The sequence below is a fragment of the Sphingobacterium sp. HMA12 genome, from assembly GCF_002933815.1.
In the GTDB taxonomy this organism is placed as follows: domain Bacteria; phylum Bacteroidota; class Bacteroidia; order Sphingobacteriales; family Sphingobacteriaceae; genus Sphingobacterium.
Window position 1 is genome coordinate 336569 of the sequence record NZ_BEYR01000001.1, and the last position, 16774, is coordinate 353342.

General features: G+C 39.4%; 15 protein-coding genes, 1 tRNA gene and 1 riboswitch. Of the genes, 7 read left to right on the forward strand and 9 right to left on the reverse strand.

Features of this window, described 5'->3' with window-relative positions; genetic code table 11:
- Positions 1 to 168 precede the first annotated feature (168 nt).
- Complete coding sequence (locus tag HMAT_RS01345; protein ID WP_233789081.1) at positions 169 to 1062, forward strand: polysaccharide deacetylase family protein; 894 nt, start codon at positions 169 to 171, stop codon at positions 1060 to 1062.
- Between the two features lie 90 nt (positions 1063 to 1152).
- On the opposite strand, the gene HMAT_RS01350 is transcribed toward HMAT_RS01345, so the two are convergent.
- Positions 1153 to 1734 (reverse strand): alkylphosphonate utilization protein, encoded by a 582-nt coding sequence (locus HMAT_RS01350; RefSeq protein ID WP_104383252.1) that lies wholly within the window; start codon positions 1732 to 1734, stop codon positions 1153 to 1155.
- Between the two features lie 168 nt (positions 1735 to 1902).
- On the opposite strand from HMAT_RS01350, the gene HMAT_RS01355 reads away from it, so the two are divergent.
- Positions 1903 to 2772, forward strand: a complete 870-nt coding sequence (locus tag HMAT_RS01355; protein ID WP_104381023.1) for a neutral zinc metallopeptidase — start codon at positions 1903 to 1905, stop codon at positions 2770 to 2772.
- Between the two features lie 94 nt (positions 2773 to 2866).
- On the opposite strand, the gene HMAT_RS01360 is transcribed toward HMAT_RS01355, so the two are convergent.
- From HMAT_RS01360 to fabG, 4 genes are all read right to left on the reverse strand, one after another.
- Positions 2867 to 3847, reverse strand: coding sequence for an acyl transferase (locus tag HMAT_RS01360; protein ID WP_104381024.1), 981 nt, complete (start codon positions 3845 to 3847; stop codon positions 2867 to 2869).
- Between the two features lie 69 nt (positions 3848 to 3916).
- Positions 3917 to 4327 (reverse strand): cupin domain-containing protein, encoded by a 411-nt coding sequence (locus HMAT_RS01365; RefSeq protein ID WP_104381025.1) that lies wholly within the window; start codon positions 4325 to 4327, stop codon positions 3917 to 3919.
- 119 nt (positions 4328 to 4446) lie between these two features.
- Entirely contained in the window at positions 4447 to 4992 is a 546-nt protein-coding gene (locus HMAT_RS01370; RefSeq protein ID WP_104381026.1) for a Crp/Fnr family transcriptional regulator, read from the reverse strand.
- Positions 4993 to 5136: 144 nt separating this feature from the next.
- Positions 5137 to 5880: a 3-oxoacyl-[acyl-carrier-protein] reductase gene (gene fabG, locus HMAT_RS01375; protein WP_104381027.1), complete on the reverse strand. Its 744-nt coding sequence runs from the start codon at positions 5878 to 5880 to the stop codon at positions 5137 to 5139.
- Positions 5881 to 6196: 316 nt separating this feature from the next.
- Here fabG and HMAT_RS01380 point away from each other — a divergent pair, with 316 nt between their 5' ends.
- From HMAT_RS01380 to HMAT_RS01390, 3 genes are all read left to right on the forward strand, one after another.
- Positions 6197 to 7696: a malate:quinone oxidoreductase gene (locus HMAT_RS01380; protein ID WP_104381028.1), complete on the forward strand. Its 1500-nt coding sequence runs from the start codon at positions 6197 to 6199 to the stop codon at positions 7694 to 7696.
- 11 nt (positions 7697 to 7707) lie between these two features.
- Positions 7708 to 7850, forward strand: a riboswitch (TPP riboswitch).
- 58 nt (positions 7851 to 7908) lie between these two features.
- Positions 7909 to 8529, forward strand: coding sequence for a nicotinamide riboside transporter PnuC (gene pnuC, locus HMAT_RS01385; protein WP_104381029.1), 621 nt, complete (start codon positions 7909 to 7911; stop codon positions 8527 to 8529).
- Complete coding sequence (locus HMAT_RS01390; protein WP_104381030.1) at positions 8504 to 9598, forward strand: acyl-CoA dehydrogenase; 1095 nt, start codon at positions 8504 to 8506, stop codon at positions 9596 to 9598. Before pnuC ends, HMAT_RS01390 begins: the two co-directional genes overlap by 26 nt.
- Positions 9599 to 9729: 131 nt before the next feature.
- On the opposite strand, the gene HMAT_RS01395 is transcribed toward HMAT_RS01390, so the two are convergent.
- Together HMAT_RS01395 and xerD are read right to left on the reverse strand one after the other, a co-directional pair.
- Positions 9730 to 9801: transfer RNA gene (locus HMAT_RS01395), tRNA-Arg, on the reverse strand.
- 325 nt (positions 9802 to 10126) lie between these two features.
- Positions 10127 to 11029 carry a site-specific tyrosine recombinase XerD gene (gene xerD, locus HMAT_RS01400; protein WP_104381031.1) on the reverse strand — a complete coding sequence of 301 codons (903 nt, stop codon included), beginning with the start codon at positions 11027 to 11029 and terminating at the stop codon, positions 10127 to 10129.
- Between the two features lie 234 nt (positions 11030 to 11263).
- Here xerD and HMAT_RS01405 point away from each other — a divergent pair, with 234 nt between their 5' ends.
- Positions 11264 to 14119, forward strand: a complete 2856-nt coding sequence (locus HMAT_RS01405; protein ID WP_104381032.1) for a pitrilysin family protein — start codon at positions 11264 to 11266, stop codon at positions 14117 to 14119.
- Positions 14120 to 14241: 122 nt separating this feature from the next.
- Here HMAT_RS01405 and HMAT_RS01410 read toward each other — a convergent pair whose 3' ends face one another.
- Entirely contained in the window at positions 14242 to 15102 is an 861-nt protein-coding gene (locus tag HMAT_RS01410; RefSeq protein WP_028068906.1) for an RNA polymerase sigma factor RpoD/SigA, read from the reverse strand.
- Between the two features lie 388 nt (positions 15103 to 15490).
- On the opposite strand from HMAT_RS01410, the gene HMAT_RS01415 reads away from it, so the two are divergent.
- Positions 15491 to 15712 (forward strand): helix-turn-helix transcriptional regulator, encoded by a 222-nt coding sequence (locus tag HMAT_RS01415; protein ID WP_104381033.1) that lies wholly within the window; start codon positions 15491 to 15493, stop codon positions 15710 to 15712.
- On the opposite strand, the gene fmt is transcribed toward HMAT_RS01415, so the two are convergent.
- Entirely contained in the window at positions 15709 to 16626 is a 918-nt protein-coding gene (gene fmt / locus HMAT_RS01420; protein WP_104381034.1) for a methionyl-tRNA formyltransferase, read from the reverse strand. The two genes, HMAT_RS01415 and fmt, sit on opposite strands and share 4 nt — an antisense overlap.
- Between the last annotated feature and the right edge of the window lie 148 nt (positions 16627 to 16774).

Below are 16774 nucleotides of genomic sequence, written 5' to 3' on the forward strand. Positions count from 1 at the left end.
GAATAAATCGAAAGATATAAAGTACTGATTCATGAAAATTATCTTAATTTTGCGACACAGGCATGCTAAATAACTTCTAAAAGGATGGATTTTGCATATTTGAGATAGAATGTGACGTGTAAGTTAATTTTTGTAATGGAAAAAGTAATTAAATCGAGCTTAATATGGATGAGCTTAGGAATAGTGGGTTTGGGACTACAGTCTTGTAATCAAAATAGCGGTAAAAAAGAAGAAAAAAATGTTTCTGTTGATTCTGTACAACACAAGAAAGATAGTCTGGTTGTGGTACAGGACTCCATTACGAAAGTGGACTCATTACGCAAAGATTCCATCACTAAAATCGAGGAGACTGTTTCCTATAATGGCGTCAAGGATACCACAGTCCTACTTACGGATTCAGTTTCACCACGTTATATTTACCTTACTTTTGATGATGGTCCCCTTAATGGCAGCCAATATCTGGACTCTATTGCGACAGCGAAAGGGATCAAAATCAACGCATTCCTGATCGGTGAGCATGATAAGATGAGCAAAAAATTACATAGCTATACTGAACGGTATAAAAATAATCCGCTGGTGGATTGTTATAATCATAGTTATTGGCATGCACACAATAAATACAGCACATTTTACTCAAATCCACAGGCTGCTTTTGAAGATTTTGAACTGGCTGAGAAGTCCATGGGATTGGAGCATAAAATTGTCCGGCTTCCCGGAAGAAATATCTGGTATGTAGGTGAACGCAAAAGGGTTGATCTAAAAAGCGGTGCTTCTACTGCGGAACTGCTACATCAAAACGGCTATAAAATTATGGGTTGGGATTGTGAATGGAAAATTAATGGTGTGACCGGTAAACCGGATTTGTCCGTTAATCAGTTGTATACGCAGATGAAAAATTTACTTCGAAAAGGTACGTCTTATACAAAAAATAATGTTGTACTGCTGACGCATGATAATATGTACCAGACAAAAAAGGGTCAAAAATTATTATCGGATTTAATTGATAGCCTCAAACAGCATCCCAACTATCGTTTTGAGTTTATGCGCAATTATCCAAATTAGGACATTTGTGCTATTTATTATTTAGCCCAAAACTAGTCGTTTATCGAAACCAGTTTTGGGCTAAATTTATAAGAGAAAGGCTGATCTTTCTTAATTTTGTTTGCGCAGATATTTTGTCAATATGACGATCATCTGGCCTTCTATTTTTCCTTCGATCTGTTCGATATTATCAGCCACTAGACGGATATTTTTAACCACGGTACCTAAGGTTGCTTTTAGTGAAGAGCCTTTGACATCCAGTGTTTTTGTCAACACCACGGTATCGCCGTCCATTAGTCTTTGACCAATGCTATCTTCATGAAAGGAAACATAGCCATCGTTTTCATGATCACCGGTTTTCTTTGCCTCCGTTAAGGTTTCATCATCAAGATAGAGAATATCGAGTGCTTCGGAAGCCCAGCCTTCATTTTTCAGACGGCTTAACATACGCCAGCAGACAATTTGTACAGCAGGGATTTCTGACCACATGGCGTTAGGTAAAAATTTCCAGTCTTCCGGATTTAATTGTTCCGTTTTGTTGAGCTGGTTGGCCAAGGTTGCTGAAATCAGTAGGGTGTTATCCAAGGTCGAACTGGTTTCCGGTGGTAAAGTATAAGTTACTACATCCGTTTCAGCGCCTGTTAGCTCACATTTCCCTCCAGCCCGCGCGAGTAATTGTTCTTCTAATTTCATATCTGTTTCTATAAAAGCCCAAAAATAAGAATATAAATTGTAGTAAGTCCTAACGGCTAAAATAAAGCTGGTTTTTTGGAAAAAAAAAGGACATACTGCTATATTGGTATTGAATTTGTACACCAACGAGATTGGAAAAGATTATTAACTGAAATAAGAATATAGCATATGAAATGGCAAGGAGGTAAACAAAGTGGCAATTTTGAGGATCGTAGAGGGATGTCTGGTGGAGGAAAGATTGCATTGGGAGGTATTGGGGGGATCATCGTATTGGTCATTGGTTTTCTGATGGGGGGAGATCCCATGCAGTTGTTGCAGCAGGCACAAAATATGGGTACACAAACGGAGCAGTCCGGGCAGCCGCGCGAACTGGATCCTGAAGAAAAGAGACTAACGGAGTTTTCCCTAACCGTACTTCAGAGTACAGAGGATGTCTGGGCCAAATTATTTAAGGAACAAATGCAGAAAAATTATACGCCAACGACCCTGGTTTTTTACGATGGCGGTACACAAACAGATGGTTGTGGAATGGGGCAGGCTTCATATGGACCGTTTTATTGCCCCGGAGATCAGAAAATCTATTTGGATCTGACTTTTAACCGCGAACTTTCTGATAAGTTCGGGGCAAAGGGCGAATTTGCCATGGCTTATGTGATAGCGCATGAAGTAGGGCATCATATTCAGCAACTGGTGGGGCTGTTACCTAAAACGAATCAAGCCCGTGGGAAACTAACCGAGAGCGAGAATAACAAGATGTCGGTTATGACAGAACTTCAAGCCGATTTCTATGCTGGAGTATGGGCGCATTATCTCAATGAATATACGGATATAAAAATAGATTATAATGATATTATGGATGGAATGAAAGCTGCAGAGGCAGTAGGAGATGACAAGTTACAGACAGCTGCACAGGGGTATGCTGTGCCAGAATCTTTTACCCATGGAACCTCCGCCCAACGTATGGCCTGGTTTAAAAAGGGATATGACTCTGGCGATATGCGTGCTGGAAATACCTTCGAAGATCCAAGTCTGAGATAATAAAGAACGGGTTTTCGGGTAATTTAATCTATCAATAAGAGAAGTGCTATATTGAACTGCACCCTAAAAGTCGGACAAAACTTTTAGGGTGTTTTTATTGCACCAATAAATTGCATCCCCGAATATCGCTTTGGTCAAATCGACCCAATATCTCAAATGAGCCATCTTGATATACCTTTCCCAAATCCTGTGTTGCTATAAATGAGCAAGAATACCGATTGGCCAGGTCGATGACATTAATGCCACCTGTGCTATCGGAGGAGATTAAACTGAGTGGATCATTTGTGTCACGTATGAGTACTTTCATCCATTTAGGTAAATGGAAAATTCCCTGACCCGAAGAGTAACCCTGTGACAATAATTCGGTCATACCATATTCCGAATGGATCCCAGTAACCTTGAAGGCATCCTCAAGCAGTTGGTGAATTTCCTGTTTGACCATTTCTTTACGTTTACCTTTCATTCCGCCAGTTTCCATAATAATCAGCTCTGGAAACTCAAAAGCATATTGCTCAATAAAATCAAGCAGGGCATAAGTCACGCCAAAAAGGATGGTTTTGGTTCCGTTATCTTTTAATTGGACAAGTGTATCGTAAAGTTCCTGATGATTGTAGAGGAAATAGTTACTCTCCACTTGTTTACTTTGTTTCATCAAGTCATCGATCATATAGATCAAGGATGAACCACTTCTTTCCAGATAGGATGGTAGTAGGGCCAAAATAGCAATGTCTGTAATTGGTCCATAAAAATTTTCAAATATACGGCGAAAAGTGTGTTCGTAGATGGATACATCAGCAACAAGATGTTTGGATGTCACCATACCCGTTGTACCCGAGCTTGAAAATACAATTTGAGAGTCCATTCCAGCAGCCACTACTTTCTGAGTTTTAAAAAATTCGATGGGCAGGAATGGGATGTCGGTGTAATGCTGGACCTGATTTTTTTCTTTGCCTATCAGCGAAACATAGTCGTGGTAAACCTGACAATGCTGCAGCTGGAAATGATAAGTTTCTAAACAATGTTGATTAAAATCGTCTTCTGTTTGAATCTCAAGAAAATCCGTCCTATTCGTCATAGCATTTAAATTTTGATGGACAAAATTAGCTAAAATTTGGAAATATAAGTTGTTGCTTAAGCAGACTATTTATTTGACAGTATTCAAGAGTTCGATTGTCTTTTCATCACCAGCTTTCAAATAAATGGCGATAAACTTAGCTACGCCAGTTTTGGAAAGATTATTAAACGCCGAAATTTCCCTGTTTTTAGGTTCATAAAACGTATCACCTGATTTTAGTAGTTTTGGCTTTTGTCCCGTTATTTCAAAAATTATTTCACCCTCAAGAATAAAACCAATCACTGGACATGGATGGAAATGTGCAGGTACTTTTTGTGCTTTTTCCAATGTAATTTCTTGCATTTCTACCTGATGCAATTGCTGATCTAACAAAATATGTTGTAAATCCTTTCGTTGAACTTTTGTTTCTTGGCCTTGACAAAAAAACGACAGTAACATTAGTGTGAAAATGAGTGCTAGTTTTGTTTTAAAAGTCTTCATAGTTATTTATGATCTGGTTCAAAATTCTGTGTAGCTACATCGTAATTTTCTGATAACGTAATTCTTACTTGTGGCATAGCAATGTATTTTAATTTCATTACAAAAATCCGCAAGAATATTTATTTTCTATCTTGATATAGGTCAAGACTTTTAATTCGTGAAAGTGTTTCGGGACGAATTTTTAGATAGGAGGCAATAAGATGCTGCGGGAATTCTTGTTCGATCTGTTTCCGATTCCGGATCAATTCTAGGTAACGGTCTTTGGCTTTCAGTTTAATTAATGCTGTTTCTTTGAAACACTTATTAATAAACAATTGGTCGGAAAATTTTTTAAAAATATAAGTCCAGGGCTGTAGTTTTATCAATTTGAGATAGTCGGATTTATCTATCACAGCGATCACAGCGTCAGTATAAGCTTTTATGAAAGCGGGGGAGGGAATATCCGTTAAAAAACTTCGATAGGATGTAATGAGACTTTGTTTGCTATACAGTTCGCTAACAATAAAATTTGCATCAGTATCTTCATAATATCCATATAGGGTACCACTTTGAACGATTCCAATGTAGTTGCATGTTTCATTCTCCTTTACAAAAAAATTATTTTTTTTGACCTGAATGATTTTACTTCGACTCTTAAAAAACTCAATATCTTCTTTGGTAAGCATAAACTAAGGATGAGATAGCTGTGTATGATGTTAACCGAATATAAACCGGACGGGGAGGAAGATGGAGCGGAGATTTATGATGCGTTGAACTGCATATACAAGTTGGTGTCAAGATGATAACACCTGACACCAACTGTTGTTATGTTACAGCATACCACCATCAACAGGAAGAACCTGTCCCGTGACATACGCGGATAAATCAGATGCAAGGTATAGGCATGCATTGGCGACATCTTCTGGAGATCCAGCTCGTTTCAAGGGAATTCCTGCTTCCCATGTCGCGATAACTTTAGGGTCTAAAATATCCGTCATTTCTGTACGGATAAATCCAGGAGCGACTACGTTTGCACGGATATTGCGGGAACCTAATTCCTTGGCGACAGATTTGGTAAATCCAATAATACCAGCTTTGGAAGCCGCATAATTTGCTTGACCGGCATTTCCTTGAACGCCAACAACAGAAGACATATTAATGAAAGAGCCTTTACGGTTTTTCATCATTATTTTTGAGGCCGCTTTTGTTACATTAAATACGGATTTCAAGTTAACGTTCAATACATCGTCCCAGTTTTCTTCTGTCATACGCATGAGCAGACCATCCTTTGTGATGCCAGCGTTATTGACTACGATATCCAGGCTTCCGAAATCTGCAACGATCGCATTGACCAATTGTTCTGCTTCTTCAAATTTTGAAGCGTCAGAACGGTAGCCGATTACTTTTGTTCCGTAGGCTTGAAGCTCTTTTTCCAGTGCTTGTCCCTTTTCTACAGACGAAAGGTAAGTGAAAGCGACATTGGCACCGTGTTGTGCAAACACTTCCGCAATTTTTCTTCCTATTCCTTTTGATGCTCCAGTTACCAAAGCAATTTTTCCTTCAAGTAGTTTCATATAAGAGTGTAATGTTATTCGTTGATGTTTTTTGCAAAAATGTTAAAACTATATTATAACACAAAATCTTTCGATAAATAAGGATTTAAAACGTGCCAACTGTGGGTGTGATTTGAGGCCATTCATGGACTGCAGAATAGACGTTATCACTTGTGCGGTGTTCGGAAACTGGAAAAGTGAAATTTTGCCAATACTTAGGATTATTTTAATAAATCAATGGTATTTTTGAATAAGTGTTCCTAAAAAGTACAGTTTTTTGACAAAAGACTTGGGCGTTTACCAAAAACTATATTAAATTTGCATCAATCACAAAAACATGAGCAAAAAATCAAATAAAGAAGTTGACGTTGTTCTAATCGGCGCCGGTATTATGAGTGCTACTTTGGGTACTCTAATCAATGAATTGAGCCCAGACGTTAATATTGAAATTCTTGAGCGTTTGGATGTTGTGGCGGCTGAGAGCTCTGACGCTTGGAATAATGCTGGTACAGGCCACTCGGCCTTGTGCGAATTGAATTATACACCGGAACAAAAAGATGGTTCGGTAAAAGTTGATAAAGCTGTTAAAATTGCTGAGCAATTTGAAGTATCGAAGCAGTTTTGGTCATACCTGGTTGATAAAGGTATTATCGCCCAACCGGAGAATTTTATCCGCAGCATTCCACACATGAGTGCGGTTTTTGGTGAAAAAGACGTGAAATTCCTGAAGACAAGATGGGAGACAATGAATACCCAAACTTTGTTTAAAGGCATGGAATATACCGAAGATGCAGAACTCTTGAAATCATGGATTCCTTTGATGATGGAAGGACGGGATGCAAGTGAGAAAATCGCTGCTACCAAGATGGATTTGGGTACTGACGTGAATTTCGGTTCGTTGACACGTGATTTGATTAATAACCTAGCAAACAAAGAAAATATTTCAATTTCCTTAAACCATGAAGTTGTCGATATCGATCGTGAGGATGATGGACGTTGGGAAATCGAGGTGAAAGATCTGAAAACTGGGGTGAAGAGAGAGTTAAAAGCGAAGTTTGTTTTTATAGGCGCTGGAGGTCACTCGTTGTTATTGCTGGAGAAATCCGGTATCCCAGAAGCAAAAGGTTACGGTGGATTTCCTGTAGGAGGCCAATGGCTGAGATGCGTAAACGAGGATATTATCAATACGCATCATGCTAAAGTCTATGGCAAAGCATCTGTCGGTGCGCCACCGATGTCTGTACCACATTTGGATACACGTTACATCGATGGTAAACAAGCTTTACTTTTTGGTCCATACGCAGGTTTCTCAACCAAATTTTTGAAACAGGGTTCTTATTTTGATTTGCCGGCATCAATCAAATTATCCAATATCCGTCCGATGTTATCCGCAGGGCTTGATAATTTGCCATTGACCAAATATCTGATAACAGAGGTTATGAAATCTCCCAAAGATAAATTGGAGTCGCTGAAACAATTTATGCCAACCGCTAAATTAGAAGATTGGGTGATCGAAAAAGCTGGTCAGCGTGTACAGGTGATTAAAAAGGATGAGAAAAAAGGGGGGATTTTAGAGTTTGGTACTGAAGTGGTATCGAGTGCAGACGGTTCTATCGCTGCTTTATTGGGCGCATCACCGGGTGCATCTACTTCGGTGGCGATCATGATCAGTCTCTTGAAGAAATGTTTCCCTGAACGTGCTAAATCAGATGAATACCGCAAGAAACTCCGTGAGATGATTCCTTCACACGGCAAATCATTAAATGATGATGCCGAGCTTTGTCGGGAGACACGCATCCGTACGCATAAAGCATTGAAATTGATTGATATAGATTAATTTTAATAAACAATATACTTATGGGGTGCTCGGAAATGACAATGTCATCTGGGCTGAGATTATACCCAATAAAAGCGATTGTACGGCCATGTACAATCGCTTTTATATACCTGATCCGGATAATGCTGGCGTAGGGATTTTAATTTCAATAAAAACATCCGTTTTTCCGCTCATAAGTTTATTATTAATTACACGAAATAATAAACAATTGAATGACTTCTGAGACAATTTTCGAAGCTTTTATTAAACAAATACAACAAGCCACTATAGCTGAATGGTTAGGGGTATGTTTTGGTATCTTACAGGTTTGGTTTTCGCGACAGAATAAATCAGTCAACTACCTTTTTGGGATTATTGGTATCATCATCTCAGTATATGTTCTATTCCACGCAAAATTATACGCCGAAATACTGTTACACCTGTATTACCTGGTCATGAGTATTTATGGTTGGATCTATTGGAGATATAGCAGCGATCATAGCGTCCCGATCAGCCGTAGTACGGCCAGAGATTGGCAGATTGTTGGTTTTATCTGTGTAGCAGGCTTCCTATCGTTCTATTTTGGTCTGGTGCATTTAACTGATTCAGATGTGCCGCTATGGGACTCCTTTGTTTCCTGTACAGCTTGGGCAGGGATGTGGCTGCTGGCAAAACGTAAACTTGAAAATTGGATTTTGCTAAACATCAGTAACCTGATGGCGATTCCTTTGCTTATGCACAAGGGCTTATTCCTGTATGCTGGTTTGACCTTATTTTTATTTGTGATGGCTTTCAGTGGCTATTTTAATTGGCGGAGAATATTAAGTGATGAAAAGAAATATGCAACTGATTGATAGGGATATCGCTGTTCTTAAGGATCAGCAACGTAAAGGGATCCAGCAAAAGAGTTTGTCTGATGAGCAGCTTGAGCTGATCTACCGGAACAAGTGGTTTAAAATCTGGGTACCACAATCTTTGAATGGCCTTGGACTGGATTTGGTCGGTGGGCTTTCTCTGTTGAAGGAGCTGGCCTACTGGGATGGGGGATTGGCGTGGACAGTAACTTTATGTGCTGGCGCGAATCTTTTTGTTGGTTTTATTGATCCAGCGGTGGGCCCGGATATCTTCAAATCAGAAACGGCATGTTTTGGCGGCAGCGGGCAGATTGCTGGTGTCGCTGAACGTGAAGGCAAATCGTATCGCCTAAAAGGGCTTTGGAAATATGCTACCGGAGCTCCCCACTTGACACATTTTACCTTGAACGCCTATATTCAGGAGGATGGACAATCACTATTGGATCGGGATGGAAATCCACTTGTAAAATCTTTCTTTGTGGCACGTGAATTTGTATTGATTCATTATGATTGGGATTCATTTGGCCTGGAGGCGACAGCATCGCATTCCTTTTCGTTGGACAATATACGGGTGGATGAGAATCAGTCTTTTTTTATCGATGCCTCAAAAAGTACACGGACTGAGTTGCTCTATCAATACCCTTTTATGCCATTTGCAGAGTTGACCTTATTGGTAAACTTTATGGGGATGTATCATCGGTTTTTGGATTTAATCGAGAAGTTATTTGTATTGAAGTCCAATCAAGGAAAATGGGAGCTAATGGAAAGTAAAGCTGCCTTTCGGATGTTGGATGAAATGCAGCAGGACTATATCAACAGAGCACATTCTGTCATGGAATTGGCTGCACGTTCTTGGGAGAATCTCAAAAATGGGCTGGATAGTTCCACCTTATATGCGGATATAGCAATAGAGAGTCGGGAATTTGTAGAAATTATTTTGTCAAATGTAACTAAACTCTTTCCTCATACCGGAATTTCGGGCGCAGAAGCTGACAATGAGCTCAATATTTTATTTCGGAACATATTTACAGCATCTCAACATAAATTGCTGCAAAAAGGATTTTTGTAAGCTTGAAAGGAGGGATTGTATGCAGCAACGCTAGTCTCATGAAAAATGAAGATTGTTGCGCACATTGTCCATTGATGTTAACAATAAAAAAGACGATCAATTGATCGTCTTTTTTATTGTTAACTAGGAAGTGTTCCCGGCGGGGGTCGAACCCACATCGTCAGAACCGGAATCTGAAATTCTATCCATTGAACTACGGGAACGTGTCGCAAAGATATACTATTTTCCAGATCTTACAAATAATCTTTGCGATAAAATTTAATCTTTTGAGTGGGGAATTTCTGAAGCATATCTCTCTTGGTTTTTGATATCCTTGCTTTATAATTTGTGTTATTCCGCCTTTGTGCGCTAACTTTTTGTCTATTAGTGACATGTATTCAAGGCAGTGTTTAAGCTGTGCTGCACTGTTTACCCGGATGTTTTATTCGGTCTGTAAATCCTTTGGGTTGTGCGTAGTAAAAAAAATCATTCCCTTTGGCTCAGCAGCCATTTTATACTTGCGTATTGACTTGCCCAATCAATAACAGATTAAGATCTGGGATGGTATTGCGTGATAACAGAATGGAGGTAATCCCGATCAATATGTGTATATATTTCAGTCGTTGTAATACTTTCATGCCCCAGCATATCTTGTACAGCCCTGAGGTCGGCACCGCCCTCAACCAGGTGAGAGGCAAAGCTATGTCTAAATGTATGAGGGCTAATCGTCTTCTGTAATCCAATTTTTTGGGCAAGCTCCTTAATGATCAGAAAGATCATCACCCTGGATAAAGCCGAACCTCTTCTGTTCAGAAATACAATATCTTCATTTCCATTCTTGATCTTAATATGGGGTCTAACGGAATCCAAATAAAGCCTTAAGTGCTTGATCGCCTGCTGACCGATGGGAATCAGCCGTTCTTTGCTACCTTTACCTTCCACTTTGATAAATTCTACGTCGAGAAACAAATTGGAGATCTTGAGGTTGACGAGTTCGGACACACGCAATCCACAGCCATATAATACTTCAATAATTGTTTTATTGCGCTCGCCTTCGGTGCTGGAAAGATCTATGGCTGCAATTAATTGGTCAATCTCATGGATACTCAGTACACTCGGCAATTTTCTGCTCAGCCGCGGTGCCTGCAGCAGTTCTGTCGGATTGTTGCCCAGTTCATGTTCGATGATCAAAAAGCTAAAAAATGTTTTTAGTCCGGATATCAAGCGTGACTGGGTGAACGGCGAGATATTGAATTCTTGCAACCACTGTAGAAAATGCTGAATATCTTTGCGGGCAACTTGATTTAAAACGAGGTTGTTATCCTCACAATAGATCTGAAATTTAGAAACATCGTTCAGGTAAGCGTCTATCGAATTGATGCTTAAACCCCGTTCGAACTTTAGAAATTGTTCGAATTCCTTTTTTATGACCTGCCAGTTGCTAAAATCCATTTGCAACAAAATTACAATTAACTATTGTTCTTTTCGAAAGATATTCTGTATTTTTAAGCGTATTTTTTACAAAACATGAGCAATAGCAATGAGAAGCTCCATCCCATAAGGGATATTAAACGTATTATTTATCCGTATTTTACTATTTATCGGGACAATTTGCCTCCAATCCCGTTTACCCTAATATAAACAATTAGCAAAAAACAACTGACTAAAAAAAAGAGATTTTTTTGTATGAAATTCATTAAACCACTCGCATTAGCCTTTTTATTACCGGCGACTTTCTATGGAGTAGAAGCAAAAATGCCAACCACCTTAAGGGCGGAAGCCAGAGCTATCCTGTCACAGGATAGTTTGGACTTAAATCAAAAATTGCCTTTCGACAATGAAGTTGTCACCGGTAAACTAAAAAATGGATTTACATATTTTATCCGTAAAAATACAGAACCTAAGGGCCGCGTTACAATGTATTTAGGAATGAAAGCCGGTTCGATTCTGGAAAATGAAAAGCAGCTCGGGTTGGCGCACTTTTTGGAACACATGAACTTTAATGGTTTAAAGCACTTTCCAAAAAATGAACTTGTCAATTACCTGCAGAAAGCTGGTGTTCGGTTTGGCTCGGATCTGAATGCCTATACCAGTTTTGATCAAACGGTCTATCAATTACCTATACCTTCGGATGATCCTGAATTGTTAAAAAATGGATTGCAGGTCATGCGCGACTGGGCGCAGGATGCTTTATTGGATGGGGAGGAAATTGATAAAGAGCGCGGGGTAATTTTGGAAGAGAAACGCGGGGGAAGAGGTGTGCAACAACGTCTACAAGATCAGTATTTTCCGATGGTACTTAACGGATCTCTTTATTCAAAACGTTTGCCGATTGGTACGGAAGAAATTTTAAAGACCTTTCCGTATACCGAAATACGTAAGTTTCACCAGGACTGGTATCGTCCAGATTTGCAGGCACTCATTATCGTAGGTGATATAGACCCTAAAGCAATCGAAGAAAAAGTGAATGTGTTATTTTCGGATATGACGATGCCGAAGAAGGTTCTTCCACGTAAAGAGTTTCGGGTCGATCTATTGAATAAAAATCAATTTTTGACGATCTCGGATCCAGAACTTCCTTACACTGTGGCCCAGATCTTGATTAAGAACGAAAAGGAAAAGGTGGTTACCGTCGGAGATTACCGCAATGAATTGCTTAAAAGTATTTTCAATCAGATGATTGCTGGACGTTTTTCTGAGCTGATGCAGCAGCCCAATCCACCTTTTATGCAAGCAGGGGGTAGTATTGGCGATTTTGTGGCTAACCTAAACACATTCTCCCTAGTGGTGGTACCTAAACCGGGAGAACTGGAATCAGGGTTTAAAGCGATGTTGACCGAATTTGAGCGTATCCAAAAATACGGCTTTACGCAGACTGAACTAGATCGCGCGCTTGCTGATATGAAGAAGGGCAATGAAATGGCTTATATTGAGCGGGATAAGAAAAAATCCGATAGCTATGTCAACCGGTACCTGAACTACTTTATCGACAGTGAGCCGGCCTTGAGTAACGAGGCTTCCTATAGCTTAACGAAACAATTATTGCCCACTTTAAAACTGGAAGAGGTAAATGGCCTGGTCAAAAAATATTATACCGATTTAAATCGTGATATATTGATTATGGGCCCCGAAAAGGAAAAAACAAACCTGCCTACGGAACAGGCTGTTCTAGGCTGGGTAAAGGCGGTCGAAGATACTCCGGTCTCTGCCTACGAAGATAGGGTCTCTAATCTGCCTTTGCTCTCCAAAGAACCTGTCAAGGGTACTATTCTATCGTCAAAAGACATCGGCGCCGTTCAAGCGAAGGAATTACAACTGAGCAACGGAGTGAAGGTAATTTTAAAACCAACGGATTTTAAGAATGACGAAATTCAGATTATGGCTTATAGCCCGGGTGGAACGTCATTATACTCTGATGCGGATTATTTCTCGGCCTCAAATGCTTCCTCATTGGTAGATGCGAGCGGAGTCGGACAAATGAGTAATGTCGAGTTAACGAAATACCTTGCCGGAAAAGAAGTTTCGATTTCGCCGTATATTTCCGAACGCTATGAGGGTATCTCTGGCAGCACAGATAAAGAAGGTCTAAAAAATGCTTTTGAGTTGATCTATGGATATTTTACAGAACCACGTCTGGATAACGATGTCTTCCAGAGTACAATGACCAGAGCAAAGGGATCATTGGAGAACAGGCTGAGCGATCCCAATAATGTCTTTTCAGATAAAGTAAAAGAGGTGCTCTACGGTAATAATGTGCGCAGACAAAACCCGACTGTGGAAACGCTTACAAAGATTGACCCTAATCGTGCATTGGCAATTTATAAAGAGCGATTTGCAGATGCTTCGGATTTCGTCTTTACCATCGTCGGCTCTTTTGACGAAAACCAGATTAAACCATATATTGAGACTTATCTTGCATCGCTGCCCGCGGTCAAAAGGGGAGAAAGCTACAAAGATTTAAATATTCTGGAGCCGGCCAAAGGGGAACGCGTTGTCGTGCATAAAGGCAAGGAGCAGAAGGCAAGTACACAATTGGCTTATTATGGCGACTATAGCTATAATGAAAATGAAAACGTCAATATGGAAGCTTTGGAAAGTGTATTAACGATCAAATTACTGGAGCGATTGCGTGAGAAAGAAGGCGGTGTATATGGTGTTGGTGCCCGTGCCGGTTTCAATAAACTCCCTAAAGCACGTTATGCTTTTTCAATTGGCTTCGGTTCAGCCGTGGATAAGGCAGATCCATTGATCAGCTCAGCTTTGGATGAAGTGAAGAAGATTCAGGACAAAGGGCCGGAGAAGGTGGATATTGAGAAATTTGTGGCTGAACAAAGAAGACAGAATGAATTAAACCTGCGGGAGAACGGCTATTGGCTGAATTATATCTCCAGTTCTTACCAAAATGATCTGGATATCAGTAGATATACACGTCGCATGGAAAACTTGAATAAAGTAACGCCGAAATCGGTACAGGATGTTGCGGGGAAATATTTGAAAAAAGATCGACTTTTTGAATTTATTTTGATGCCAGATTCTAAATAGGGTAGAACCATTGCATATACAATAAGGGCCGTTTACTGCATGCAGTAAACGGCCCTTATTGTATAAAAAAAATCCCAATCATTTCTGATTGGGATTGCCAAAAATTTCAATAAATATCTTTTTTAACCTAAATAAGATTTTAAGATTTTGCTTCTTGAAGTGTGTCTCAAACGTTGCAGAGCTTTGTCTTTAATTTGACGTACGCGTTCACGTGTCAAATTGAATTTCTCACCGATTTCTTCGAGCGACAGTTGGTGGTTGGAACCTAATCCAAAGAATAGAACGATGATTTCACGTTCTCTTTCTGTTAAAGTTGCCAATGATCGCTTGATTTCTTCTGAAAGAGATTCGTCAATTAAAGAGCTATCAGTGTCTGGGTCATGGTTTTCCAATACATCCAAGAGTGTGTTTTCTTCACCTTGAACAAAGGGTGCATCCATGGATACGTGACGACCGGAGTTACTTAGGGTATCCGAAACCTTATCAACGGTGGTTTCAAGGATATCTGCGAGTTCTTCCGGAGATGGCTCCCGCTCGTATTCCTGTTCTAGTTTTGAGAAAGCCTTACTGATTTTGCTTAAAGAACCGACTTGGTTCAATGGCAGACGTACGATACGTGATTGTTCAGCAATTGCTTGAAGAATAGATTGGCGAATCCACCAAACGGCATAAGAAATAAATTTAAAACCCTTTGTTTCGTCAAAACGTTTAGCTGCTTTAATTAAGCCCAGGTTGCCTTCATTGATTAAATCACCTAAGGTCAATCCTTGATTTTGATATTGTTTTGCTACTGATACTACGAAACGAAGGTTGGTTTTAGTCAATTTTTCCAAGGCAACTTGATCGCCTTCTCGGATGCGCTGTGCTAATTCTACTTCTTCTTCTGCTGTAATTAAGTCTACTTTACCAATTTCGTGTAAGTATTTGTCCAAAGACTGGGACTCACGATTGGTGATAGATTGTGTAATTTTGAGCTGTCTCATTAATTTTTATTAATTCTCCTCTCTAAGAAATGTTTGCGAAAATACGAAAAATTTTTGAATTATTAATGGAAAATGGATTATCTATCCTCTCATCTATAATGAGTTATGATTTGGTATAGCCTCATTTTACACTATCAAAAACTATTCCATTTAATATTGTTTTTCCTCCTCAATTGCCGCTTTAATATTCAACTGATTGATATTTAAAGCCCTAACAATTTTTATTTTTTTTCTATTCTCAAGTAATTTATCTAATGATATCAGATATGTTACGTAAACCTCATTCTTTGAATTTATTTTAAAATGATAATTTTATGATAAAACAAAAAGATATATGTTTTGTTTTACTAGAGACATTAAATAAATTTAAAGGAATAAAAATTATAATATGCCAATCTTAATTCATTTGGATAAAATAATGAAAGAGAAAAAAATGTCACTTAACCAATTGAGTGATAGTGTAGGGATTACGCTTTCTAATCTTTCAATCATAAAAAACCAAAAGGCCAAGGCCCTGCGGTTAGATACACTTGAAGCAATATGTAAAGCGCTAGGCTGCCAGCCCGGTGATTTGTTGCAATATTATGATGGCGATGACGAGAAAAATTAGAATCTATAGCCTTTTAAAAAGTCTACTACATTCATTTTCTTTTTGCCTTCCAGTTGCAGTTCTGATACGCTGATATAGCCATCTTGCGTTGCAAACTTTAAATAGCTTTTTTGGTCTGTCTCTATTGTTCCCGGGAGGACAGCAGTAGCTGTTTGCTCTTTTTCCGTTTTATATATTTTTAATACTTTGTCTTTCAGGGTCGTGAATGCTGTTGGGTAGGGACTGAGTCCACGTATAAAGTTATAAACGACATCAGTAGGTTGATCCCAGTTGATTTTACAATCATCTTTGAAGATTTTTGGTGCATGTTTCAATGCGGTTGTTGGGACGATGTCATCTTGGCTTTTGGGTTGTAAAGTTCCTGCTTTTAGCGCCTGGATTGTTTGGAGCAAAGTTCGGGCTCCTGCATGCATCAGGTTATCGTGAAGATCTCCGGCAGTATCTGTCTCACGGATAGCAACTTTTTCGGCCAACAGTATATTTCCCGTGTCAATTTCATGCTGCAACAGGAATGTGGTCACTCCGGATTCTTTTTCGCCATTCATAATGGCATGATTGATCGGTGCAGCACCCCTGTACTGCGGAAGTAAAGAAGCGTGGACGTTAATGGTACCATATTTTGGCATATTCCAGACCATTTCGGGCAACATGCGGAATGCGACTACGACCTGAAGGTCAGCCTGATAGTTCCTTAGCTCGTTAAGAAAGCCTTCGTCCCGGAGTTTGACCGGTTGCAGAACGGGAATCTGATGTTTAGTAGCGTATATTTTAACGGCTGATTCCTGTATTTTCTGTCCGCGGCCTGCCGGCTTGTCCGGAACTGTAACGACAGCAACGACTTGTTCGCCAGATTGAATGAGTGCTTCAAGTGAAGCTACCGCAAAGTCAGGAGTCCCCATGAAAATGATACGCATAGTATAGGTATTTTTATAAAATTCTTAAAATCAATCAATAGTCTGACAGATAATCAATCCGCCACGAAAGCGCTAATTATTTGTTATTACAGTTTTGTAAATAACAAATTTTTATAACTTTGCGAAGTTACATAAATATATTGAAAGC